22 protein-coding genes are annotated in these 26,048 nt (G+C 32.7%); 10 read left to right on the forward strand and 12 right to left on the reverse strand.

Translation table 11 applies throughout. From position 1 onward, the window contains the following. Window positions 1–63: 63 nt before the first annotated feature. From sufD to OS191_RS09635, 8 genes are all read left to right on the forward strand, one after another. On the forward strand, window positions 64–1,377 hold the full coding sequence (sufD, locus tag OS191_RS09600; protein ID WP_267155473.1) for a Fe-S cluster assembly protein SufD: 1,314 nt from the start codon (window positions 64–66) through the stop codon (window positions 1,375–1,377). 152 nt (window positions 1,378–1,529) lie between these two features. Next, window positions 1,530–2,756: an aminotransferase class V-fold PLP-dependent enzyme gene (locus tag OS191_RS09605; protein ID WP_267155474.1), complete on the forward strand. Its 1,227-nt coding sequence runs from the start codon at window positions 1,530–1,532 to the stop codon at window positions 2,754–2,756. Between the two features lie 56 nt (window positions 2,757–2,812). After that, window positions 2,813–3,622, forward strand: a complete 810-nt coding sequence (locus OS191_RS09610) for an META domain-containing protein (RefSeq protein ID WP_267155475.1) — start codon at window positions 2,813–2,815, stop codon at window positions 3,620–3,622. Between the two features lie 39 nt (window positions 3,623–3,661). Continuing rightward, a complete protein-coding gene (locus OS191_RS09615) occupies window positions 3,662–4,084 on the forward strand; it encodes a SufE family protein (RefSeq protein WP_267155476.1) in 423 nt (140 codons plus the stop codon). A gap of 88 nt (window positions 4,085–4,172) precedes the next feature. After that, a complete protein-coding gene (locus OS191_RS09620; protein WP_267155477.1) occupies window positions 4,173–4,499 on the forward strand; it encodes a DUF59 domain-containing protein in 327 nt (108 codons plus the stop codon). 96 nt (window positions 4,500–4,595) lie between these two features. After that, window positions 4,596–5,114 carry a DUF2480 family protein gene (locus tag OS191_RS09625; protein WP_267155478.1) on the forward strand — a complete coding sequence of 173 codons (519 nt, stop codon included), beginning with the start codon at window positions 4,596–4,598 and terminating at the stop codon, window positions 5,112–5,114. Window positions 5,115–5,233: 119 nt separating this feature from the next. Beyond that, the gene (locus OS191_RS09630) at window positions 5,234–6,175 is read left to right on the forward strand and encodes a DUF3078 domain-containing protein (RefSeq protein WP_267155479.1); all 942 of its coding nucleotides are present in this window, start codon (window positions 5,234–5,236) and stop codon (window positions 6,173–6,175) included. Window positions 6,176–6,295: 120 nt separating this feature from the next. Beyond that, window positions 6,296–7,216 (forward strand): DUF3078 domain-containing protein, encoded by a 921-nt coding sequence (locus tag OS191_RS09635; RefSeq protein ID WP_267155480.1) that lies wholly within the window; start codon window positions 6,296–6,298, stop codon window positions 7,214–7,216. 48 nt (window positions 7,217–7,264) lie between these two features. Here the strand turns inward: OS191_RS09635 and hflX are convergent, their stop codons facing one another. Next, window positions 7,265–8,476 (reverse strand): GTPase HflX, encoded by a 1,212-nt coding sequence (gene hflX / locus OS191_RS09640; protein ID WP_267155481.1) that lies wholly within the window; start codon window positions 8,474–8,476, stop codon window positions 7,265–7,267. Window positions 8,477–8,576: 100 nt separating this feature from the next. Between hflX and OS191_RS09645 the strand changes: the two genes are divergently transcribed. Next, window positions 8,577–9,494 (forward strand): endonuclease/exonuclease/phosphatase family protein, encoded by a 918-nt coding sequence (locus tag OS191_RS09645; RefSeq protein WP_267155482.1) that lies wholly within the window; start codon window positions 8,577–8,579, stop codon window positions 9,492–9,494. Here OS191_RS09645 and OS191_RS09650 read toward each other — a convergent pair. The 3 genes from OS191_RS09650 to OS191_RS09660 all read right to left on the reverse strand — a co-directional run bounded on the left by OS191_RS09650 (window position 9,491) and on the right by OS191_RS09660 (window position 14,194). Further along, window positions 9,491–9,868 carry a hypothetical protein gene (locus OS191_RS09650; protein WP_267155483.1) on the reverse strand — a complete coding sequence of 126 codons (378 nt, stop codon included), beginning with the start codon at window positions 9,866–9,868 and terminating at the stop codon, window positions 9,491–9,493. The genes OS191_RS09645 and OS191_RS09650 overlap by 4 nt on opposite strands. 81 nt (window positions 9,869–9,949) lie before the next feature. Next, on the reverse strand, window positions 9,950–11,377 hold the full coding sequence (locus OS191_RS09655) for a DUF5689 domain-containing protein (protein ID WP_267155484.1): 1,428 nt from the start codon (window positions 11,375–11,377) through the stop codon (window positions 9,950–9,952). A gap of 39 nt (window positions 11,378–11,416) precedes the next feature. Further along, window positions 11,417–14,194, reverse strand: coding sequence for a carboxypeptidase regulatory-like domain-containing protein (locus OS191_RS09660; protein ID WP_267155485.1), 2,778 nt, complete (start codon window positions 14,192–14,194; stop codon window positions 11,417–11,419). Window positions 14,195–14,332: 138 nt separating this feature from the next. Between OS191_RS09660 and OS191_RS09665 the strand changes: the two genes are divergently transcribed. Continuing rightward, window positions 14,333–15,385, forward strand: coding sequence for an endonuclease/exonuclease/phosphatase family protein (locus OS191_RS09665; RefSeq protein WP_267155486.1), 1,053 nt, complete (start codon window positions 14,333–14,335; stop codon window positions 15,383–15,385). A gap of 85 nt (window positions 15,386–15,470) precedes the next feature. Here the strand turns inward: OS191_RS09665 and OS191_RS09670 are convergent, their stop codons facing one another. The 8 genes from OS191_RS09670 to OS191_RS09705 all read right to left on the reverse strand — a co-directional run bounded on the left by OS191_RS09670 (window position 15,471) and on the right by OS191_RS09705 (window position 25,979). Then, the gene (locus tag OS191_RS09670) at window positions 15,471–15,911 is read right to left on the reverse strand and encodes a hypothetical protein (protein ID WP_267155487.1); all 441 of its coding nucleotides are present in this window, start codon (window positions 15,909–15,911) and stop codon (window positions 15,471–15,473) included. A gap of 106 nt (window positions 15,912–16,017) precedes the next feature. Further along, window positions 16,018–18,579 carry a TonB-dependent receptor gene (locus OS191_RS09675; protein ID WP_267155488.1) on the reverse strand — a complete coding sequence of 854 codons (2,562 nt, stop codon included), beginning with the start codon at window positions 18,577–18,579 and terminating at the stop codon, window positions 16,018–16,020. A gap of 161 nt (window positions 18,580–18,740) precedes the next feature. Continuing rightward, window positions 18,741–20,393: a glucose-6-phosphate isomerase gene (gene pgi / locus OS191_RS09680; protein ID WP_267155489.1), complete on the reverse strand. Its 1,653-nt coding sequence runs from the start codon at window positions 20,391–20,393 to the stop codon at window positions 18,741–18,743. Window positions 20,394–20,397: 4 nt separating this feature from the next. Beyond that, window positions 20,398–21,702 carry a M23 family metallopeptidase gene (locus tag OS191_RS09685; RefSeq protein ID WP_267155490.1) on the reverse strand — a complete coding sequence of 435 codons (1,305 nt, stop codon included), beginning with the start codon at window positions 21,700–21,702 and terminating at the stop codon, window positions 20,398–20,400. Next, window positions 21,660–22,583 carry a tryptophan 2,3-dioxygenase family protein gene (locus tag OS191_RS09690; protein WP_267155491.1) on the reverse strand — a complete coding sequence of 308 codons (924 nt, stop codon included), beginning with the start codon at window positions 22,581–22,583 and terminating at the stop codon, window positions 21,660–21,662. Before OS191_RS09690 ends, OS191_RS09685 begins: the two co-directional genes overlap by 43 nt. Beyond that, on the reverse strand, window positions 22,583–23,407 hold the full coding sequence (locus tag OS191_RS09695) for a DUF3108 domain-containing protein (protein WP_267155492.1): 825 nt from the start codon (window positions 23,405–23,407) through the stop codon (window positions 22,583–22,585). The genes OS191_RS09690 and OS191_RS09695 overlap by 1 nt, the downstream gene beginning before the upstream one ends. A 134-nt stretch (window positions 23,408–23,541) precedes the next feature. Continuing rightward, the gene (gene hppD / locus OS191_RS09700; protein WP_267155493.1) at window positions 23,542–24,702 is read right to left on the reverse strand and encodes a 4-hydroxyphenylpyruvate dioxygenase; all 1,161 of its coding nucleotides are present in this window, start codon (window positions 24,700–24,702) and stop codon (window positions 23,542–23,544) included. Between the two features lie 122 nt (window positions 24,703–24,824). Continuing rightward, window positions 24,825–25,979, reverse strand: a complete 1,155-nt coding sequence (locus OS191_RS09705) for a homogentisate 1,2-dioxygenase (protein WP_267155494.1) — start codon at window positions 25,977–25,979, stop codon at window positions 24,825–24,827. Window positions 25,980–26,048: the final 69 nt, after the last annotated feature.

Genomic DNA, 26,048 nt, shown 5'->3' on the forward strand with positions numbered 1-26,048 from the left:
CAGCATTCTCTAGTAGACTCAAAATTATTGAACTGTACTACAGATGACTGAAAACTTAATTAAATGGAATTAAAAGAAAAACTCATATCCTCCTTTTTAGCATTTGAAAATGAAGTGGATTTAGATTCACGCGTTCACGATGTAAGGAGCGAAGCCATAAAAGTATTTGAAAACGAAGGATTTCCATCTAAAAAAGACGAGGCTTGGAAATATACTTCTTTAAATAGTGTTTTAAAACATGATTATAGCGTGTTTCCAAAACATGAAAAAAACGTTGAATACAACGATGTTAAGAAGTACTTTATTCATGAAATTGATAGTTATAAAATTGTATTTATAGATGGTAAATATTCATCTCACCTCTCGGAAACAACACACGATGGGATTGATGTTTGCTTAATGTCTTCAGCTTTAAACAAACCTAAATATCAGTTAGTAATAGATAACTATTTTAATAAAATAGCTCCTAAAGACAGTTTAACATCTTTAAACACTGCTTTTTCCAGAGAAGGCGCTTATATTCAAATTCCTAAAAATAAAATGGTGGATAAACCCATCCAGATTATCCATTTTTCAACAGGGAATGAAGCTGCATTAATGAATCAACCGAGAAACTTAATAGTAGTAAACGAGAATTCGCATGTACAAATTATAGAACGTCACCAAAGTTTAACAGATAATCCTGTTTTAACAAACTCTGTGACAGAAATTTTTGCAAACAAACGCGCAATTGTAGATTATTATAAAATTCAAAACGATAACGAACATGCATCTTTAATAGATAGCACATATATCAATCAGAAGCAAGAAAGTGTATGTTCCGTTCACACCTTTTCTTTTGGTGGAAAATTAACCAGAAACAACCTAGAATTTTATCAAAATGGGGAACGTATAGACTCTACCATGAAAGGTGTAACAATTATTGGTAACAAACAACATGTAGACCACAACACTTTGGTGCACCATATCGAACCAAATTGCGAAAGTCACCAAGATTATAAAGGAATTTACGACGATAGTTCTACAGGAGTTTTCAACGGAAAAGTACTTGTAAACAAAGAGGCTCAAAAGACGAATGCGTTTCAAGCAAACAACAACATTTTAGTAAGCGATAAAGCATCAATTAATACAAAACCACAATTAGAGATTTTTGCAGACGATGTTAAATGTTCTCATGGTTGTACCATAGGGCAATTGGATGAAAGCGCTTTATTTTACATGCAATCAAGAGGTATTCCCAAGAAGGAAACGAAAGCTTTATTAATGTATGCTTTTAGTAATAATGTATTGAATTCAGTTAAAATTCCAGAAATTAAACAACGAATCACTAAAATTATAGCTAACAAATTAGGTATTAACATTGGGTTTGACCTTTAATTTTTACCAAGAAAGGAACCTAATATTATAATTATTTGGAGCTATTTCCAGCTTTCGGCAGTCGCTTTTTTTTATAGATAGAACTTTTATAAAGTTCTATCTATAAAAAAGAGCTTCAACAAATGCCTCAATCTGGGCTAAAAAATTAGACTATGTTCAACATAGAATCCATAAGAAAAGATTTCCCAATACTTTCAAGAAAAGTACATGGTAAACCATTAGTGTACTTAGATAATGGTGCGACCTCGCAAACCCCTATACAAGTAATAGATACAATTGTAGAATATTATACAAACTACAATGCCAATATACATAGAGGTGTCCATACATTAAGTCAAGAAGCAACAGACAAATACGAAGAAGCCAGACATAAAATTCAACATCATTTTAATGCCAAACATGCCCATGAAATTATTATGACTTCGGGCACTACAGAAAGCATTAATTTAGTAGCACATGGTTTTGCTTCTTTACTAAAAAAGGGAGATGAAGTTCTTGTTTCAGCCCTAGAACATCATAGTAATATTGTGCCTTGGCAAATGTTATGCGAAAAAACTGGAGCTATTCTTAAGGTAATTCCTATGAATGATTCTGGAGAACTAGTCATGGCTGAATACGACAAACTACTTTCAGAAAAAACCAAACTCGTTTTTGTAAATCACATTTCAAATGCCATAGGAACCATTAATCCTATAGAAGAAATCATTAAAAAAGCACATGCAGTCAATGCAGCTGTTTTAATAGATGGCGCGCAAGCTTGTCCTCATGTAAAACCAGATGTGCAAGCACTTGATGTCGACTTTTATGTAGTATCTGCTCATAAAATGTGTGGCCCAACGGGTGTTGGAATGCTTTACGGAAAGGAAGCATGGCTTAACAAATTACCACCTTATCAAGGAGGTGGCGAAATGATTGCTGAAGTGACTTTCGAAAAAACAACCTATGCTGGATTACCACATAAATTTGAAGCAGGAACGCCTAACATTTGCGGAGGCATTGCTTTTGGTGCAGCTATAGATTATTTAAATACCATTGGTTTTGATAATATCGAAACCTATGAACATGAGCTTTTAGAATATGCTACTAAAAAACTCTTGGAAATAGAAGGTTTAAAAATTTATGGCCCGAGCGATTCAGCCTTAAAAAATAAAACGTCGGTTATTTCCTTTAATTTAGAAGGAATTCATCCCTACGATGTGGGAACCATCCTAGATAAGTTAGGAATTGCCGTAAGAACTGGGCACCATTGTGCACAACCTATTATGGCCTATTTTAAAATACCAGGAACGGTTAGAGCGTCGTTTGCATTTTATAACAATAAAGAAGAAGTGGATGCCTTAGTAGAGGGTGTTAAGAAAGCAAAAATGATGTTAGCATAATTACTTTGGCTTCCTTTTTGTATCTTTTATTATTAAAACTTAATAAAAATAATAGAATGAAATATTTAACCATATTACTTAGCGTTTTCACTATCATGTCTTGCGGCAATTCTAAAGATGTAAATGCCATGGATACTAACAAAGAAACAATGGAACAAATTTCCGGAACGTATTATGTAACCAACATCGGAGAAAACAATTTTTCTCAAGAAAAATTAAGCATACAATTTGACGAAAACACGAACACAGTTTCAGGCTTTTCTGGATGTAATAGATTTACAGGAACTTATAAATTGGATGGAGACTCCATCGCATTTGGTCCTTTAGCAACTACTAGAATGCATTGTCAGGATGCAGACAACAAGATGGAGCAGAACATGTTATCTGCTTTAAATAGTGCAAATGTCATCGAGTTTAAAAATCAAGAATTAGCTTTATATAATAAAGACGCTGTTCTTATAAAAGCTTCTAAGAATTCTGATGTAATACTAGCTCAAGAAAACATGTATAGGATTGAATACACCTCTTCAACCAGAGGTTTTTATAATCAGTATATTTTTGAAAACGGAAAACTATCTCTTCAAAAAGATAGAAGCTCTGCTCCTAGTACTAAAACCTGTTCTCAAGAAGAAACGAACAAGCTGTTAAAGGAAGTAAAAACTTTAGATTTAGAAAAATTAAAAACTTTAGAAGCTCCTTCAGAACGTAGATTTGTAGATGCTGCTGCCATTGCAACCTTAAAAATTACGCATCAAGGTAAAACCTACCAAGTGCCAGAATTTGATGCCGGAGAACCAAATAAATACATTGCTCCTTTGGTTTCGGTATTATTGGAATTGACTGAAAATAAACAAAAAATTGATTAGAAATAATACTTATTGTATTTTTGTATAAAATATTAACACGTGAAAATTCAAGACATTCAAAACGATATTATAGACGAATTCTCCATGTTTGAAGATTGGGAAGAGCGTTATCAATATATGATAGATTTAGGTAAAACTTTACCATTAATCGATCCAAAATATAAAACTGATGACTACCTTATTAAAGGTTGTCAGAGTAAAGTTTGGGTTCATGCAAATATGGAAAATAACAAAATTGTTTTTACAGCAGATAGCGATGCTATAATTACAAAGGGGGTGATTGCTATTTTAATTCGTGTATTTTCAAATCAGAATCCAAGTGACATTATTGAAGCCAATACTGATTTTATAGATAATATTGGCTTAAAAGAACATTTATCGCCAACACGTGCAAACGGTTTGGTTAGTATGATCAAGCAAATAAAAATGTATGCTATTGCATACCAAACACAGTTAAATTAGTGAAGTTTTTTGTTGTTTAGGTGTTAAGATGTGGAAACGACTCTCAACTAAGCAACAAACCTGTAACTTAACAAAAAACAATAATAAAATGAGTGAAACAACCATAGACACAAATGCTTTAGGCGAAAAAATAGTAACAGTTATAAAAACCATATACGATCCAGAGATTCCTGTAGACATCTATGAACTAGGTTTAATCTACGATGTTTTTGTTAACGAAGACTATGAAGTAAAGATTCTAATGACCCTTACAACTCCTAATTGCCCAGTTGCAGAAACCTTGCCTTTAGAAGTTGAAGAAAAGGTAAAGTCTATAAACGAAGTAAAATCAGCTGAAGTAGAAATTACTTTCGACCCACCTTGGAACCAAGACTTAATGAGTGAAGAAGCCAAACTAGAGCTTGGAATGCTTTAATAGAGAGTAGTTTCTTTGTGAGGAGTTTTATTACAAGTAATTTTAAGCCTTATCGTTACTTCTCAACAACTTAACATCAAACAATATACAACAGACTTGGAAGAAGAAATAATTAATCGCGTAGCGAATAGCAAATTAGTCGTTTTAGATTTGGAAGATTATTATCCAGAGGGAAAACGTATTGTTTTAGATGTAAAAGATTGGTTATTTGAAGGTTTTGTACTTCGTGAAAAGGAATTTAGAAAATCTTTAAAAGAACACGATTGGACGCATTATCAAGATTGTTTTGTGGCTTTAACCTGCTCTAGTGATGCCATTATTCCTGCTTGGGCTTATATGCTTATTGGATTGGAATTAGAAACGGTTTCAAAAAAAACTATTATTGGCACTTTGGAAGAATTAGAAAGTTCCGTTTATCAAGATATCATCAATGGTTTAAATCTAGAAGAATATATAGGGAAACCAGTTATTATAAAAGGATGTGCCCACAAACCTGTACCTAGAAATGCTTATATCATGATTACAGAAAAGCTAAAACCTTTAGCACTATCAATTATGTATGGAGAAGCTTGTTCATCTGTTCCATTATACAAAAAACCAAAAACAAAGAATTAATCGATTCTTTTAAAATTCACTAAATTTACAATACCCCTTATTTTTCTTGATAAAAAGCTTTATAACTTATATATTTGCAAACTTTTTACAATTAATTTAATCCATTAAAAACTAATAAGATGACTAAAAAATTACTTTCAATTCTTGTTTTAGTATTTACTATTTCGACAGGATTTTCTCAAACAAGAGAAGAACTAAAATCTGAGCAAGCAGCTAAAAAAGATTCTATCAGCGCACTTCAAAGTAGCGTAGACGATTTACAAAAACAAATTGATGAGTTTCCAGGTTGGAAATTTGGAGCGTTTGGTACTATTGGTGCAAGTTTCTCAAATTTTAATAATTGGTACGCACAAGGTTCGCCAAACAATTCTGCTGGGAACATTACCATTACAGCAAACCCTCATGCAAAATTAGATAGAGAAAAATACTTTTGGTATAATACGGCTAACATTAACTTAAGTTGGGTGAAATTTGATGATAAAGACGATCCAACTGATGATGATAGTTTTAGAGAGTCTAGCGATGTTTTTAATGTAACTTCTCTTTTTGGTTATAAAATAACTAAAAATTTAGCAGCATCTACCTTAGGCGAATATAGAACAACGTTAATTAACAACTTTAACAATCCTGGATATTTGGATGTAGGTGTTGGTGTTACTTGGACTCCAATAGAAAATTTAGTTGTTGTGGTACATCCAATAAACTACAACTTTGTATTTGCAGATAATGATGCCATCTTTGAGTCATCTCTTGGTGCCAAAGTAGTAGCTAACTACAACCGTTCTTTTGGAGGTTTAAAATTTAATTCAAATCTTTCAGCTTTTATGAGTTATAAAGATTCGGATTTATCTAACTGGACTTGGATTAACTCTTTAAGCTATACCGTTTGGAAAGGAATAGGGCTTGGATTTGAAATTGGCTTAAGAGACAGTAAACAAGAAGCACTTAACTATGCTTATGGCCAATGGGATCCAACTGGAACGGAGGCTCAACCAGATTTTGAAAATGTAGATAATGCTGTTCAAGTATATACTACGTTTGGTTTAAGTTATAACTTCTAACAAGAATATACCCTACAAAAAGCGCCTTATTAGTTATTATTCTAGCTAATAAGACGCTTTTTGTATTTATAAAAACAGGAAATCATTCCCTTAAAAGAATAACAAATTACATGTTTTATTATGAAAAAAATACTCCTCGTTTTAGCTCTAGTTACTTATGTTAATTTAATTAATGCCCAAGATACTATAAAGCCAACCGATTCATTAGAAGGATGGTCTTCTGACGGGAAAATAACGCTATTAATTAACCAATCGGCGTTTTCTAATTGGCAACCCGGTGGAGACAACAATGCTGCCGCCAATTTAAGCGTCAATTACAACATAGACTATGTTAAAGGACCCTGGTTGTGGGATAATAAGATTCTAGCAAGTTATGGTTTAACTATCAATGATGATGATGGGATGAGAAAAACCGATGACAGATTAGAGCTTAACTCCATTCTTGGTCGTTCTATGAATAAAAAATACTGGAGTTTCTCCTTCTATATGAATTTTAGAACACAGTTTAGTGACGGTTACGATTATAATGGAGACTTTGTTGGAGAAAACGAAGACTTTCCAACTTCAGGATTCTTCAAACCTGCATACTGGAGTTTTGGTCCTGGTTTTTTATGGAAAAAAAGCAAGAACTTAAGTGTGAACATTGCTCCTGTAACCTCTAAATTTACTTTTATTACAAGTGAAATTTATACAATCAACGATGATGATAGCGACAATGTATATTACGAGTCAAGCAACGATATTGAAACCTATGGTGTGGCTCCGGGAAAATCGTTACTATATGAGTTTGGTATGAACATACGTGGTTATTATAAGTTTGATATTATGAAGAATATTTCTATGGAAAATATATTAAGTCTTTATTCTAATTATCTAAACAAACCTAAGAATATGGATTTAGACTATACCATGAATATTGTTATGAAAATAAATGATGTATTCTCAACCAATCTTACCTTTCAAACAGTATATGATGATGACGCTTTCGAAGGGTTTCAAATTCGTGAAGTTTTTGGTTTGGGGTTAAATGTTAATTTTTAAGATATCTCAACAGAAGAATAAAAAAAAAGCGCCAATAGGCGCTTTTTTTTATTCTTCTTCGTTATAATCTGGGTATAAAAAATGATTGTAAGGAAAACGAGTTACATGAATCTCTCTAACCTCATCGTAAACACGTTTTTTAAAATCATCTATATTTTGTTTGTTCAATGCTGAAATAAATAAAGCATTGTTGCCAACCCGATTCATCCATGTTTTTTTCCATTCTTGTAAAGAATAATGAGCTTCTGTTCTTTCTACCTCTAAATCTGTTTCATCAAAAGGTTCTGGTTTATAAGCATCAATTTTATTAAACACCATAATAACAGGTTTGTCTGCACTATCTATTTCACCTAAAATCTTATTTACAGAATCTATGTGGTGATCAAAATTTGGATGCGAAATATCAACCACATGTAAGAGTAAATCGGCTTCACGAACTTCATCTAGTGTGCTTTTAAAACTTTCTACTAATTGTGTTGGCAACTTTCTAATAAACCCAACTGTATCGGATAATAAAAACGGTAAATTTTGAATAACTACTTTTCTAACCGTTGTATCCAAAGTAGCAAACAATTTATTTTCAGCAAAAACCTCACTTTTACTTATCACGTTCATTAAAGTAGATTTCCCTACGTTTGTATAACCCACTAAAGCAACACGCACCATTTTTCCACGATTGCCACGTTGTACTGCCATTTGTTTATCAATGACCTTGATTTTATCCTTTAAAAGTGAAATTTTATCTCTTACAATACGTCTATCCGTTTCAATCTCAGTTTCCCCAGGACCACGCATTCCAATACCACCTTTTTGGCGCTCTAAATGCGTCCACATACCTTTTAATCGTGGTAATAAATATTCGCATTGAGCCAATTCTACTTGTGTTCTGGCATAACTAGTTTGGGCTCTTTGGGCAAAAATATCTAGAATTAAATTGGTTCTGTCTAATACCTTACATTCTAATATTTTACTTATATTTCGTTCTTGAGCTGCAGACAACTCATCATCAAAAATGGCGGTTCCAATGTCGTTTTCACTAATGAATTTTCGTACATCTTCAATTTTACCCGTTCCAATAAATGTTTTTGGATTAGGCATATCCATTTTCTGAGTAAAACGTTTTATAACTTCTCCTCCTGCTGTATAGGTTAAGAACTCTAGCTCGTCTAGATATTCTTTAGACTTTTCTTCATCTTGTTCTTTTGTAACAACGCCTATTAAAACAGCTCTTTCTAATTCAAAATCTTTTTTTTCAATCATATATTAAAATAAAGTACAAAGTTACGTAATTGAAAGCATTTTAATTTTTATATTTTTAAAACCTTAACTATTGCTTTAAAAATAACTATTAAGGAAAATCATGCACACTCTTGCGTTTTACAATACCGAAAACTTTTTTGAAGCTCATAACGATATATCAACTGCTACAGATAAAAAATGGACTGCAAGACGCTATGCTGAAAAATTAGATAATATTAGTTACGTTATTTCTAAAATTGGAGAAGCCGCTACAAATAAACACCCTTCAATAGTTGGTTTGGCTGAAATTGAAAACCAAACTGTATTGCAAAATCTGGTTGATTCTAAACATTTAAAAGGCTGCCAATACAAGTATCTCTATTTTCCTTCTAAAGACGAACGAGGAATAAATATTGCTTTGTTATATGATAGAAGCGTTTTTGAGATTGAAAGCTCAAAACCATACGCTGTTGAGCTAAAAGATAAATTTGGAACTCCTGAATACACTAGAGATATTTTGTTAGTCTCTGGAGTTTTAGAAGGAGTTAAAATACATTTGATAGTGAATCATTGGCCTTCAAAAAGAGAAAATGATATAGGAACTGAATACAAACGTTTAGCAGCATCTGACAAAGTGAGTGAAATAATTTCATCTTTAAAAACTAAAAATCTAAAGGCTAATATTATTGTTATGGGAGATTTTAATGATAACCCTACTAGCAAAAGTGTCAAACGTTTGGTTAATGAATTCAAGTTGCGAAATCCATTTGAAACACTAAGAACATATAGTAGAGGCTCGACCAACAATAATAGACAATGGCATTTGTTTGATCAGGTTATGTTAACAGAGTCGTTTTTTGAACCAAAAAAAAACAGCTTACAATTTAAAATTGCCAATATATTTGATGCAGATTTTTTAAAAAATTCTGAAGGAAAACATAAGGGAATTCCTAATAGAACTTTTAAAGGCACAACCTATCATGGTGGTTATAGCGACCATTTTCCAGTTTATATTGTATTAAAAAAACAGGTTGTCTAAACAGCTTGCATAAGAATTAAAGCCAAGAAAACACATGCAACAGGAAGTAACCAAAGCATGATGATAGAATAATTTGCTGATCTCTTTTTAAGCATTTTTGCATTAAGTACTTTTCGTTTTCTTCCAGCATATTGAATCCAATTTTTAAAGAAAATAAAAACAGATAACAAAACAAACAAGAACCAGGCTTTATCTTGAGACATGGTATCCATATTCATCTGATTAAAAAACCCAGCAAAAAACACTCCTAAAACCAATAAAATAGCACTTTGTAGGACAGAAATATACAAGGTAGCCAATTGGTTTGCCTTTTTACTTTTGGCATCCTTATAATACTTAAATACATTAAAAAAAAGAGAGTCGAAGATGGACATAACGTGTACAATATTATGAATTAAAAAAACCTGCTAATGATTAGCATTAGCAGGTTTTAAGATATTTAGTTACTAGCTAAATTAGTTAGCTAATACTTTATAATTGTCTATTTGGTATGCTCCATCAAGAGTTTCGTCTGTACCAGAACCAGTAACTTTAAAAGCTACGTAAACTGTACCTGAATAAGCAGAGATATCAATTAATCCAGAATCTACCATCTCATACCAAGAATTTGATTGCGTAGGTAAAACTGCAGAAACTGGTTCCCAAGTAGCACCTAAAACGTCTGAACCATCAAAATCTGTAGAAACAAAAATTTCTAAAGTATTATCTGGAGAATCTAAATGGTGTTGTGCCGCTTGAAAGTTAAAGAAAGCATTACCTCCAATTGTTGACATATCAATACCAGGAGTTACTGCCCAAGCAATATTTACATCATCACCAGAACCATAGGTGCTAAACTCAATATATCCATTTCCAGAATACTCTTTTTCACGCCATACGCGAGATCCATCTTCTACGAAATTAGTCCAACCTGGAAAATCGAAATCCGTGTTGTTTACAGCTGTTTCGAAATCTTCATCCACAAGTACTGTAAAATCACTGATGTCTAGAGGAGTACATCTTGTACCATTAAAATCTACATCTTCAGTTTTGTTTATTGCTACAATTAGACTTGAACCGTCGTATGTTTTATTAAGGACGGCTTTAATAGAACCATTACCAGTTGGCAACAATTCATCTCTAAAAGATGCGAAGCTACTAGTTTCTAATTGAATGGTTGAATAAGAAAACCCTTCGCAAGCTTGTATTGTTCTTTTGGTATCAAAATCTTGCATTGGATCAAAATAACGTTTACCAAGTAAATTATCGGCAAATTCTGCGTTATCTATTTGAACAAATGTTCCAATATAATCAGAACTTAATTGTGAAATAGTTAAGTTAAGAGGCACCATTTCTTCAGTTGTAGGTGATCTAAAAATGTGAGAGCTTGTTTGAATTCTACCAAAACTTGTTACTGTTGTCCCATATTGGTCTGTTTCTGTTCCAGCACCTAATGTAATAACTTGATTTCCGATACGTTCTTCACCAACATAAACACCTTTTAAACTAACATATACTTCTCTACCAAAATTGAACTGGTTGTAAGTATCAACTTCATTTAAAATAATTTTAATAGCTATTGTAGGGTTTGAAGGACTGTCTTGAATAAAAAATTCTTTAAAGAAATTTCCTGTTCTATCAGAAGAAGACACATATCCTTTTACATATATGTCTGTTTCAAGAAGCTTAGCTACATTATCTGAAGGGTTTGGTTCTGTAAGATACATTGCTTTAAGTTCTGCCATGCTAATTTCTGTTCCTGTAGCAATTAAATTGTTTAGTTTGGCATTTTCTTCGTCACCTAAACTAGAAGGAACCGTATAATCGTCGTCTTGTACACAGGATGCAACGGTAAAAACTACCATTAAACCAAGTACTACTTTTAAAAATTTATTTGTTTTCATGAGTAATAATTTTTAATTAATTTTTTTCTTTTTCTTTTTTTAGAATCTAAAGTTAACATTTAAAAAATAAGTGGTTCCACGTCCGTACCAATATTTTGAACCGAAAACACGTTTAGGATTATTATTATCTGCTAATAACTCTTCGTAGTTAGCATTTCTTCCTTGCTCAAAACCACCTGTTTTGTAAACTTTATCTAACAAGTTATTTACACTTGCAAAGAAACCAATATAATAATCGCCTATTTTCCAAGATTTTCCACCTGTAAGGTTTACAACCATGTAATCATCAAATTCTTCTTGTTTTAATAATTGATTTGCAACATCCTCATCGTAATTGTTAAATGGCAATCCGTCATTATCTAAATAGAAGTTTTCTGTTCTAGTTAACGGACTCACATCTACATAGGTATTAGAGAAGAAATTTGCAGTTGCACCAAAGAACCAATAGTTTGGATCTCTATATTCAAAACCTACTGAAAACGCTTGTTGTGGTCCACCAGCTACTTTATAATCTTTTAAATTAGATGTAAATGTTTCTGATCTACCAAAACTAGATGCTGTTAAATATAAATTTGGATTGTTTTGGTATGTGTATTGACCTACAGAAGCAGCACCTTTTAATTTAATAGTTGGTGTTACTTGTGCTTCTATACCTAATTCTGCTCCAATATGCTGTTTATCTACTCCTTGTAATACTTCTTGTACAAAAGCTGTTGTTTCGTTAATATTAATTCCGTCTGCATTTTCAACACCAATATTTGTTAAACCATCTGCATAGTAAAATGAGATTTCGTTAGCATCCTCAATTTTAGAGTAAAAACCAGTCAGTTTTGCCTTAATAATTGGAGATCTAAAAATATAGCTAATATCTCCAGAAGTTATTTTTTCTTCTGTAAGTCCTTCAACTGTACTGTTATTTTCTCTTGAGTTTGAATAACTATTTCTAATACTTGGTGCCTTTGTAATATATCCAGCATTCACATCTATTAAGTGCTTACCAGTAATTTTATAGGTTAATCCACCTTTAGCTCCAATTCCAGTGAAAGATAATTTCTCACCTTTCCCAGCAGAATTTCCAATGTACGCTTCATTCTCCCATAAGCCATCTCTTTGGTAAGTTGTATTTGTTACACTTCCAGACACATAAAAATCTACTTTATTATATTTAAATTGTGCTTGAGCATAACCTGAAATCACATCTGAATTAATGTTGTAGTTATATCTAAATTTATCTCCTTCTCCTAAAACTCTGTTTGGGTTTTGGTAATCGTATTGGAAACCATCAAAAGAATCTACGTTAAGGTAACCAGTAGTAGATCCTAATAAATCGATAATTTCACCAAAATTTTCAGATTTTAAATTCTTATAGGTAACAGCCGCATTTATTAAAATGTTTTCGTTAATCTCTGTATTAAAAATAGAATTTACCGTTACTTGCTTATCGTCGCTTCTATCTTCATATAACACATAAGCCCCATAATTATCCTCATTTGTAGGATCGTTATTAGTAATGTTAGCATCGAAAATACGATCCCAATCAATTTGACCATTATTAATAAATTCTTGTTCGTCTATATATGCTTGTGCATAATCCGGACCATCTGGTCTTGCTAAAGAATAACTTGGTAATTGTTGGTAGTAAGCTGGGCTTGGGTTTGCACCTCCACTATAATCTAAACGACTGTTTCCTATTTTACCAAATTGGTAACCTATGTTTGTGTTTAAACTTGTTTTACTATTAATATCCCAATAGTGGTTAAGCATGATTATAGGCTCTTCTACTTCTTTGATACGTGAATTTTTCTTTTCACCATCAAACCATCCCCAATATTCGTTATATCTTGTATCTCTTAAATCGTAAACCTCTTGTGTATTTGGAGAAGATTTCCCTCTACGATTTGGCGTATAGATAGATGTAAAGTTTAAGCTGTGTTTCTCGTTGATAACTTTTTCAACAGAAGCAAAGAACGAGTTAGCATCGTATAAGGTACCATCTTGATATCCTTCATTTCCCCAGCGTCTTCCAGCCATAATAGTATAAGCCCAACCTCCATCTAATAATCCAGAAGAGTAGCTACCCATAATTCTATTAGTATAACTTCTGTTAGAAGAAGAGTAAGTAATACGCCCACCTTCTCTGTATTGAGAAGCTCTAACAATCATGTTTGTAGTTCCTAAAACCCCACCAAAGTTATAACTAGATGGTTGCAAACCTGTTGTAAGCTCTTGGTTTCTTAGAACATCGTTCAATCCACCCCAATCACTCCATTGTGGTCTTCCATCGTACAGTTTGTTCATTTCAATACCGTTAATTAAAACAGAACCGTTTTCAGAATCCAAGCCTCTTACTTTAAAGAAAGAAGAGCTAAACTCATAAGCAGCCGTACGCTGAAATATATCTTTAGACGATTGTAACAATCCAGAAATATTATCCATACCACTATCATCACTATCAAGCTCGTCGTCTGATAAGGTAATGGTAAACATATCGGTATCAGACACATCTTTTGTTAAAGTCATGTCTGTAATATTAACCGTTTGTCCCTGGTTTACTACAATAGGATATCTTTTTGAGATATATCCACTTTTAGAAATATGCAACACTTGTTCTCCAAAAGGAATCTCTTCTAAAAATTGAAACTCACCTTTTGAGTCAGTTTCAACAGATAGCACAGTACCTTCAACAGTTACAGTTACACTTGGAATTGGTTCAAAAGAAATGGCTTCAGTGACACTTCCCTTTACAACAGTTTCTTGAGCGACTGCTGTAACAGCTGAAAAAATTCCGAATAGAAAAATAAATAAACTTTTTTTCATACTTGAATTTATAGTTAATAGTTTCATTTGTCCTAAATAATAATTATTTAAGGCTTGCAAATTTACATTATTTATAATAAATATCTACTTTTGGCAGGAGATTTGTATTAACATAACTATAACATAACATATAATTATATGAAAAATTTGAAATTCAGGCTTACTGCTTTACTTTTAACTGCTTTTTTAGCCGTTAATGCTCAAGAAAAAAAGACCTTTAAAATCCATACGGTTGCGTTTTATAATTTAGAAAATTTATTTGACACTATTGACGATACATCTAAAAATGATGAAGCTAGTCCGATTATGGAGATGAAAGGCGACGTTGAAGCTGTTTATAAAAAGAAAGTTAGCAATATGGCTCGCGTAATTTCTGATATTGGAGCAGATGTAGCCAAAAACTCTCCTGCAATTATTGGGGTTTCTGAAGTAGAAAATAGAAAGGTTATGGAAGATGTTGCTAACGACCCACAATTAATTGACAAAGATTATGGCATTGTACATTACGATTCTCCAGACCGTCGTGGTATTGATGTTGGTTTGTTTTATCAGAAAAAATTATTTACACCCATCCATACAAGTAGTCATGAACTTATAATTTATGACGACAGTTCTAGAGACCGTGTTTATACCAGAGATCAATTATTGGTTAGTGGAAAGCTAGAAGGCGAAATGATTCATCTTATTGTTAATCACTGGCCATCAAGAAGTGGTGGGGAAGCTAGAAGCAGACCTAAACGTGTGGCAGCTGCACAACTTAGTAAAAAAATTATCGACTCTTTACAAACCATAGATCCTTATGCTAAGATATTCCTTATGGGAGATTTAAACGACGACCCAACTAATGCTAGTGTAAAAGATGTTTTAAAAGCAGAAAAAGAGAAAGAAGACGTTGGCCTAAAAGGTATTTACAACCCAATGGAAAGCTTCTTTAAAATGGGATTAGGTTCTAATGCTTATAGAGATAGCTGGAGTTTATTCGATCAAATATTGGTAACACAACCTTTAATAGAAAAAGATTATTCTTCTCTTAGGTTCTATAAAGCTGGTATTTATAATAAAAATTATCTAGTGAATAAAAGAGGTAGATGGAAAGGTTATCCGTTACGTAGTTTTGCAGATGGTGGTTTTACTGATGGGTTTAGTGATCACTTCCCTGTCTATGTTTTTGTTATTAAAGAAGTGGAATAATACACCAATATATTATATAAAAAAACGACTCTTTTAGCTAGGTTTAGCAATAAAAAGAGTCATTTTTTTTTATGTGTAGATTATTCTATCCCAACCAAGTACTCCAAGGAATTCTTGATAAATATAAAACCAAAGCAAGGGTATAAAACACCGATATGGTTTTAAGTTTCCCATTGGAAAGTAATTTCTTTTTATGTTTAGAATAACCAATAGTTATTAAAACAATAGCTATAATGTTTATTAACGGATGTTCTACTAAATACAATCTATCTACTGAATTTTTCATTATCTCTCCCATTCCAGAGTCGCTAAACAAACTAAATCTTGGCGATACAAAATATAGAACCAATCCTATTAGCAGTTGAATATGAGAGACTATTAAGGCGAATAAAGCTATTCTAAAATCTTTCGCTTCATATTCTTTTTTACCCGCTAGTTTAATAATACTATTTAGCACTGCTAACACTAAGATTAAAAGCACTAAATAAGCCCAATAAGAATGAAGTATTTTTACTGTGTTGTACATATTGTTATAAGTTTATGTTGTTAAAAACACAAATGTAATCATTTAAAATCATAAAAAAACCCCTTCAAATTGAAGAGGTTTTTTATAAAATAGAATTTAAATAATACTAGAAGTTAAAACGGATACTTGTATTCCAAGTTCTTCCGTAACCAAAACGACCGTAATTACTTGTATTTACACCTTTGTAGTTTTCTTCAGGATTTGAAGAAGCAGAAGTTGTTCCACTTACAGATTCTAAATACACTTCACTAAAAACGTTATTAACGTTTAAACGGAATTGTAATGAATTTCTATCGTCTTTTCCTACTAACATTTTGTAAGACAACCCAGCATCTACCATGTCGTAAGAAGGCATAGATAAAGTTGGATCTTCTGGATCACCAGTAGAATACATGTCGTTATACCAGTTCCAAGCGCCATCTACGCTTAATCTTGGTAAAAATTCGTAACTGGCATTGATTCCAGCTGTTACTTGAGCAGCACCACCAACATTAAAGCCGTCTATGTTGATTTCTTCATCACTTCCAATTTGAACACCATCTGAATCAAATGTTCTTTTTGTAGCACTATCTTTATATTGCCATTCCCCTAAAGAAAGGAAACCATTAACTCTTAAATTATCCATTGGCTGCGTAAACACTTCCAATTCTGCTCCATAATGTACTTGCTTCACTCCTTGAGTTTGATAAAGTTCATATGCTGGCGTATCTTGATCTTGACCATTAGTTCTCAACAACGTTCTGTTAGCCCAAGTCGTGTGGTATAAGTTTAAGTTGGCTTGAATTTTCTCACCACCAAATTGATATCCAGCTTCCAAACCAGTAATTTCTTGATTTTCAACTTCTGGATCAATTAAGTCATTGGAATTTCTTGTGTTAACAAATAAATCATCGTGAAAAGGTTGACGAGAATAATATCCAGCGTTTACAAATACTTTATGCATGTCTGAAATTTCGTAAGCTGCACCAGCCTTTAAGTTGTATCCAAGATTGTTTACTTTATCTGATTTTTCTGATTGATTTTCATTTTCAGTAAAGAAAAACTCTTCTCTTTGATGGTTTTGATTAGAAATTGCTCCTTGGAAAAAAGCTGAAAATTGATCTTTTGAGTATTCTAATTGTCCAAACACACCATAATACGTAATCATTTCTTCATAATCTCTATCCATTCTTTGGTCATGGTCTGTATTAGGATTGAACACCATTCCCCATGGACTTATACCTCCATAGGTGTTTGTTATATCATAGGTTCCTGAATATCCACTAGTTTCTGTATAAGAAGTTTGACCTCCTACAAATTCACTTATACCTCTAAAGTGTATTCCGTTATAAGATCTAACATCTGCTCCTATATTAAAATTTAAGGTTTCTGATAATTGGTTGTTATAATTGGATACTAACCCATACCAGTTATGATTATTAAAAGAGGTTCTTACAAATCCAACTCCGTCAGAAATTTTATCTGCAGCAAAACCTCCTCTACCCATAGAACCGTAAAGTACGGTAGAAAGTTCAGATTTTTCATTAATCGTCCAATCCCAGCTTAAGTTAGCAACTGGTTTGTGGTAAATATTTCTTCCTCCTGGATACACACCTCCATGTAAGTTATTTGGACTATTTACTCCTGTTTCAATCCAAGAATTATATCTTCTTCCTCTGCCTTCATTAACTTCAGGGTCTAAAAAGTCAGAGATTTTTCCACTTCCTGCAGCTGCATGCCATTGAGGCGCACCTGTTAGCATGAAGTTTAACGCATGATTATCGTTAGGTTGATACCCTACTGAGATATAATAAGTTTGTCCTTGACCTTGTGTATAATCTACATAACCATCACCTTGCCAATGTCCAAATAACACACCTAAAGACCAACCTTTATCATTTACTCCTGTAGAGTAATATGCAGTCGATTTAATAAAGTTGTCGTTTCCAACCATTTGTTGAAAGAAGCCACCTTCTTTTCTGTCAATTGTTTTAGTTACAATGTTAACAGTACCACCAACTGAAGAAATAGCAAGCTTAGAAGCTCCTAGTCCACGTTGTACCTGTACTGCGTTTGCTACATCTAAAACTCCAGACCAGTTAGACCAGTACATTTTTCCATCTTCCATACCATTAATTGGTTGTCCGTTTAATAAGAAAGCTGTGTTTGTTTGGTCGAAACCACGTAAAAACATTTGTCCATCACCAAAACCACCAGCTTGAACACTTTGTACTGAAGGCGTTTGTTTTAATACTTCTGGTAAATCTGAGTTACCAGCTTTTTCTCTAATTTGATTGGCAGTAATTGTAGAAACAGCCACCGGCGTTTTTCTATCTTCTGCTAAATCGATAATACCACTACCAATAATAACCACTTCTTCTAAAGTGTTATCTGGTGTAAGTGTAACATTTCCTAAACTAGTGCTTCCACTAAATTTTACCACTACTTTGGTATAACCTACATAAGAAATAACAATTTCTCCTTCAGTAGATTCGGTTATTAATGAGAATTCTCCATCGAAATTTGAAGATACACCGTTAGATGTTCCTTTTTCAACGATGTTGGCACCAGGAAGTGGTGCAGCCATTTCAGCATCCATAACAGTTCCTGTTACAACTGTTTGAGCCATCGAAAAAGCAGATAACATTAATGCTCCTGCTAAAAATAATAATCTTGTAATTTTTTTCATTGTATTAAAAAGATTTGTTTAAAATTTTTTGCAAAACTACACTTAATTAATTGATAATTATTATCTAATTGTTAAGAAATTTCGTCGCTTGAAGATAAAGAATAAACCTCCTGTTATCGCTTTTTTAATAAAAAAGCTATTAACAAGGTTTTCAACATGTTTTATGTTAAATTCTTATAATAATGTAATAAATTTAAAGTAGAAGCATCATGATTGTTAAAGCTGTTTTTTTTCATTTTTTCCAAAATATTCCCAGCTAATTGTTTTCCTAGCTCCACACCAAATTGATCAAAACTATAAATATTCCAAATAATGCCTTGAACAAAAATCTTATGTTCGTATAAAGCAATGAGTTTCCCTAAGCTTTCTGGCGTTAATTTATTAATGAAAATGGAATTTGTAGGTTTGTTACCATCAAATACTTTATAGGGAAGTATTCTATTAATCTCTTCTGTAGATAGGTTTTGTTTCTGTAACTCTTTTAAAACAACTTCTTTTGTTTTTCCGCTTAAAAGCGCTTCGGTTTGAGCTATAAAATTGGATATCAATTTATCTTGATGCTCTTTATTACCATGTAAGGATTTAGAAAACCCTATAAAATCGGCTGGGATGAGTTTTGTTCCTTGATGGATTAATTGAAAAAAAGCATGTTGAGAATTGGTTCCTGGTTGTCCCCAAATAACGGATCCTGTTTGATATGTAATGGCCTTACCATTTCTATCAACAGATTTCCCATTACTTTCCATACTACTTTGCTGTAAGTAGGCCGAGAATTTATTTAGATACTGAGAATATGGAACAATAACCTCTGTTTCGGTTTTGAAAAAATTATTGTACCAAACACCAATCAGTGCTAAGATTACAGGGAGATTTTTATCAAAGCTTTCTGTTTTAAAATGTGTATCCATTTTATTGGCACCTAAAAGCAGTTTGCTGAAATTTTCGAAACCTATAGAAAGGCTAATAGATAAGCCTACAGCACTCCAGAGAGAGTATCTGCCTCCAACCCAATTCCAAATGGGAAAAATATTGTCCTGATTTATACCAAAATGCTTTGCCTTTTTAATATTTGTGGAAACGGCCACAAAATGCTTAGAAATGTCTTGTTGCTTTGTTCCGAAATTTTTAGACAAAAACCATTCTTTAATAGTCTGAGCATTTGTAAGAGTTTCTTGAGTAGAAAATGTTTTAGAAACTACCACAAACAAAGTAGTTTCTGGATTCAGTTTTTTAATAACTTCATTGACATGATCGCCATCAATATTACTAACAAAATGAGTGTTTAAGTGATTTTTATAAAACTCCAAAGAACTAACAACCATTGAAGGTCCAAGGTCTGAACCTCCAATACCAATATTCACAATATCGGTAAATGGTTTTCCTGTATAACCTTTTCTAGAACCATTTAAAATTTGATTCGTAAAAACTTCTATTTGTTTTTTAACTTCAAAAACTTCTGGAACAACATCTTCGTTATCAACGCTAATAGAATCGTTTTTTTTGGTTCTTAAAGCTGTATGGAGGACGGCTCTGTTTTCTGTTTCATTAATTTTTTCTCCAGAAAAATAACTTTTAATAGCTACTTCTAAGTTGACTTCTTTAGCCAATTGAAATAATAAGGAGAGTGTTTCTTCGGAAAGTCTGTTTTTTGAGAAATCGACATAAAAATCTTCCCATTCCAATGTCAATTTATTAGCTCTATTTGGGTCTTGAGCAAATAAATTTTTCATATGAACCTGCTTCATAGATTGAAAATGCTCCTGAAGTTTTTTCCAGGCATTTGTAGAGGTTGGATCAATCTTTGGTAAGCTCATCGTATTAATTTACCTGAGTAATTAATTTATCAGAAGCTTTATCAGCTTCCACTTCAAGTTTTATTTGGTCTAATTGTACTTTTAAGGGTGCAATATATTCTAAATACTTAGCTTTTAAACTTTCTGAAATAGGTTCGGCTTCTGGTAATTTTTCTTTAAACGGATCCACTTGTTCCCCATTTTTCCAAAAACGATAACATACATGTGGTCCAGAGGTGTTTCCTGTCATACCAACCCATCCAATAACATCGCCTTGTCTTACGTATTGCCCAACCTTTACATTTTGTTTTTTCATGTGAAGATACTGGGTTTCGTAGGTCGAGTTATGCTTGATTTTTACATAATTCCCATTGCCTCTTGTAAAGCTGGATTTGGTAACAGTTCCATTTGCAGTAGCTCTAATTGGAGTTCCAATATTTGCTGAGAAATCTGTACCTTTGTGAGGTCTGATTTTATTTCCGTATAATGCAATACGTCTTCTCAAATTGTACCTTGAAGAAATACGTTTATATTCTACTGGAGCTTTTAAGAATGCACGACGCAAGTTATTTGCTTCCTCGCTAAAATAATCGCTTAATCTTTTTATGCTATCTGTTTCAAACTCGAAAGCATAAAAGGGTTCGTTTTTGTGTTCAAAAACAGCTGCTTTAATATTATCTATTCCAGCATAAATGCTATCATCTATATATTTATCTGTATAAATTACCTTAAAACTATCTCCTTTTTGAAGTCTCGTGAAATCTATAGTCCAAGCATATATATCAGACATTTTATAGGCTAAAATAAAACTAATACCTTGTTGATCTAATGTTTCAGAAATGTTACTAGAAATAACTCCAGATACTTCTTTTTCTACATATTTAATAGGCTTTCTACTAGTGTAAGCGTGAATAGAGTCTTGAAAATTTAAAACAATATATTCTTCTCTATTGGGCTGATAAATAAAGCATTTTGGTTCTTGAAGCGAATCTTTAGAACATAAAATGGTATATGGTTTTCCTATTTGAAGTTTTCTAATATCAAAGCTATCTCGAGCTTTTTCAGCTATTTGAAATATTTTCGGGTACCCAATTTTATTACGTTGCATGATTTCACCAAAGCTATCTCCAGCTCTAACGGTATCTCTTTTAACGTAGTAATCGTTTAGGTTAAAACCAAACTCGTAAATATCATCAATTACTAGTTCTACAATTGCTAATTCTTCTTCAACAACTTGCGGATTTCCGTCTTTGCAACTATTAAAACTTAAAATAATTGCAAAAAGTATTAAACATTTTCCCCCCACTCTTTTAATTCTTTCTCGCTCCATAGTTCTGGAAAAAATATTCGTCTTTGATATTTTGGATGCATGTACTTTACCCATTCACTTCCTCCTGTTGCTTCAGCTGTTTTACCACCAATATTTAAGTAGTGATTTGCTGTGTTATAATGTGCCATAACCCATGTAATATTTACGGTATAATCGTAATGACGCATGGCTTTTACTAATTCTTTATCTTCTCTAACCTCTTGTGGCAGCTCCTTAAACTTGGTCCACAAATTATTGGTATTATAGAATTTGGCAAATCTAATAAATTCCTCTTTGTAACGTTCTTCAAAAACTGTTAATAAATAAGATTTCTTACCAGTTTCATAGTCTTTTCCGGCTGCTTGCCAATATAAATGATTAAAAGCGTGTTCGAAGGAGGTGTTTCTATCGATGGTGGCTCTAAATCTATTGTCTATTAAATTAATAAGTTCTGTAGATGCTAATTCAATTTTTCTGTATTGCGCACTTTGAAAACCACTTGCAGGTGTTAAAGTGTTTCTAAACTTGTTGTATTGCTCTACGTCCATTCCGTCTTTCATAATTTCGAAAGAAGAGGTTAACATATCGAAATATCTACTAACACGCATGAGTTTCTCTATGAAAAAAGATGCTTCAACTACGGCAGACTTTGCAACCTGATCAATTTCCCAAAGAATCATTTTAAACAACAACTCATTAATTTGATGGTACATAATAAAAACCATCTCGTCTGGTAAGACCGTACGTTGTGTTTGAAGATCTAGAAGAGCATCGGTTTGCACGTAATCCCAATAATTTATGGGTTTACTATACAACAAACCTTTTAAATGAACATTTAAATCTTGCCCAATGGCATCGAATTTTTCTTTTAATTGACCGGTTAATTCTTTATCTATTTCCATTAGTTTTTCGCAACTATTTTAAATGGGTGTTTCAATCCTTTAAAAGCATCTAAATCTGCTCTTAAAGAGCCAACAGCTAAATCTGCTTGGATACGTAAAGGTACTTTATTTTTATCATTTGAAACCCATAATGTCAAGCTTTCTTCTTCTTTAAAAACTCTTCCGGCCATAACATAAGGCCTAAATTTTAGAGCCTTAATTTTGCCAAATTGAGTGTCAATTAATTCTTTTCCAAGGTATTTTAATTTAAATCCATAATTTTCATCGTCAAAAAACATATCAACATGCACTTCGTTTCCAACTTTCAAATTATCTACATCTAGATTTTCTCTTAAATAATAAAACGTAGAAATCATGTCTTGAATGTTCGGTTTGGTATCGAAAACTTTTTTTCTATTGTGCTTAATGTTATTAACGTAGGCTTTGTTATTTACCTGATCGAAATTTATTTCTATGTTTTTGGTATGACCACCTTCGTTGATATCTCTAACAAATTTATAAGGCATAATATTTTCTCTATCGAAATAGCTTTCATACCTGTCTTCTACTTTAAAAAACCATTTAATAGCTCCAGTAGTCCAGCCTTTACCTACGACGTGATATACTGGCTTGTTCATATATGTGGCGTTTTTTACTGAAATAGTTGCTTCACCTGCTTTTAAAAACCCACTATAACTCATCTCAAATCGAAACCATTCTCCATGACCAAAAGAACTTTCACTTTGAACATAATCATTAGCGCTGCTAAAAGAAGTACTTGTGCTTTGAGCAAAAAAAGATTGCGTAAAAAAGATTAATAAAATTATTATATGTAACTTTTTCATATTCTTAATATCTGTAAATGTAACTTTTTAGTGTTTAATAGCATAATTACAATTACCATTCCAAATGTATAAAACAAAAAAACTCTATCAGATAAATAGATAGAGTTTTTAGGTGTATTTTAGTTAAATATTTGTTATAATGTGCCTCTTAATTCCTGTTCGCGTTCAATAGACTCGAAAAGCGCTTTAAAGTTTCCAGCTCCAAAACCTTTTGCTCCCATTCTTTGAATGATTTCAAAGAAGAGTGTTGGTCTATCTTCTAAAGGTTTTGTGAAAATTTGTAACAGGTAACCTTCTTCATCTGCATCTATCATGATTCCTAATTTCTTAAGAGTTTCAATATCCTCACGTAATTCATGACTGTAGGTTTCCAGTCTTCCTGGAACTGCTTTATAATATTCTTCTGGCGGTGTTGATAAAAACTCAATCCCTCTAGAGCGTAAATCTGCAACAGTTTTTATAATGTCGTCTGTGGCAACTGCTATATGTTGTACTCCCGGACCTTCATAAAAATCTAAATACTCTTCAATTTGAGATCTCTTTTTCCCTTCGGCTGGTTCATTAATTGGGAATTTAATTCTTCCATTCCCGTTACTCATCACTTTGCTCATTAATGCTGAATATTCTGTATGAATTTGTTTATCGTCGAAAGACAGGAAATTTACAAACCCCATCACGTCTTCATACCATTTTACCCAAGTATTCATTTCTCCCCAACCTACATTTCCTACCATGTGGTCGATATATTTTAAACCTGTTGGTCCTGGGTTGTAATCTGATTTCCATTCTCTAAAGCCCGGCATAAATTTTCCTTTGTAGTTTTTTCGTTCTACAAACATATGAACGGTTTCCCCATAAGTATAAATTCCAGAGCGAACCACTTCTCCATGCTCGTCTGTTTCTACGGTTGGCTCCATATAAGATTTAGCACCACGTTTGGTAGTTTCTTCGTAAGCACTTCTTGCGTCATCCACCCATAAAGCTACAATCTTTACACCATCTCCATGCTTTACAATATGATTGTTTATTGGCGATTTACTATTTAATGGCGTTGTTAAAACCAATCTAATTTTATCTTGTTTTAACACATAACTAACTTCATCTCGAGAGCCTGTTTCTAAGCCTTTATAGGCATAGGATTGAAAACCAAAAGCTGTTTTATAAAAATGTGCGGCTTGTTTTGCATTTCCAACATAAAACTCCACATAATCTGTCCCTAATAGAGGCAGAAAATCTTGTGCGCCTTCAAATATTTTCTCTAATCCGTATTCTACTGATTTAATTTCTTTACTCATAATAAGTCCCCTCTTAATCTTCCTAAATGGAAGAAACTCAAAACAGGAAAATTTTGAATTTTTTAGTTCAACTTTAATTTATTTTTTATAAAACCTATCTATTAAATATGTTTTATTTTAATCTACAGCCAAGATTTAAAATAATCTTCGTCTGCTATTTTTAATGCTTCTTCGGTAATTTTTAATGGCTTAAAAGTGTCTACCATAACAGCCAATTCGTCTGTTTTTACTTTTCCAATACTACGTTCTGCAGCACCTGGATGTGGACCATGAGCGATACCTGCAGGATGCAAAGAAATATGACCAGCATCGACATCGTTTCTGCTCATAAAATCGCCATCCACATAATACAAAACCTCATCGCTATCAATATTACTATGATTGTATGGAGCAGGAATTGACAAGGGGTGATAATCGTACAATCTTGGTACAAAACTACAAATTACCATAGCATCTGTCTCAAAAGTTTGATGCACTGGAGGCGGTTGATGAATACGCCCTGTTATAGGTTCAAAGTCGTGAATTGAAAAGGCATATGGATAACTATAACCATCGTAACCCACTACATCGAACGGGTGTGAAGCATAAACCATTTCGAAGATATCGTCTTGTTTTTTTACTTTCATTAAAAACTCTCCTGACTCATTATAAGTTTCCAATTCTTGTGGCTGACGAAGATCTCTTTCGCAAAATGGCGAATGTTCTAATAATTGTCCAAACCAATTTCTATATCTCTTTGGTGTATAAATAGGTCTTCTAGACTCCACAATAAACAATCTATTGTCTTCTGTATCAAAATCCATTTTATAAATGGTTCCTCTAGGTACAATAAGATAATCGCCGTATTTAAAATCTAAATTCCCCAGATGGGTACGTAATTTTCCGGTTCCTTTATGAACGAAAATAAGCTCGTCGGCATCAGAGTTTTTATAGAAATAATCTGTTGTAGATTGTTTTGGAGCCGCAAGAATAATGCTGCAATCGCTATTTGTAAGCACCGTTTTTCGGCTTTCCAGATAATCGTTTTCTGGTTTCACTTGAAAACCTCTGAAACGATAGGATTGAATGCTGTTTTCTTTTGCAATTTTAGGTGCTACACTGTATTGCTTATTAATAGCTTTAACTTGTGTTGGGCGTTGTTCGTGATAAGAATTTGTGGACATTCCATCAAAACCAATGGTCCCAAAAAGTTGTTCGCTATATAAACTTCCATCAGCTTTTCTAAATTGTATATGTCTTTTAGGTGGTATTTTTCCTAATTTATGATAAAATGGCATTTATTTTAAATTTATGAGTTCAACTTAAATCCTACTTGTATAAATATGTATTTAAAGATACAAAATATG

Source organism: Xanthomarina sp. F2636L, assembly GCF_026410195.1.
Taxonomy (GTDB): Bacteria; Bacteroidota; Bacteroidia; order Flavobacteriales; family Flavobacteriaceae; genus Xanthomarina.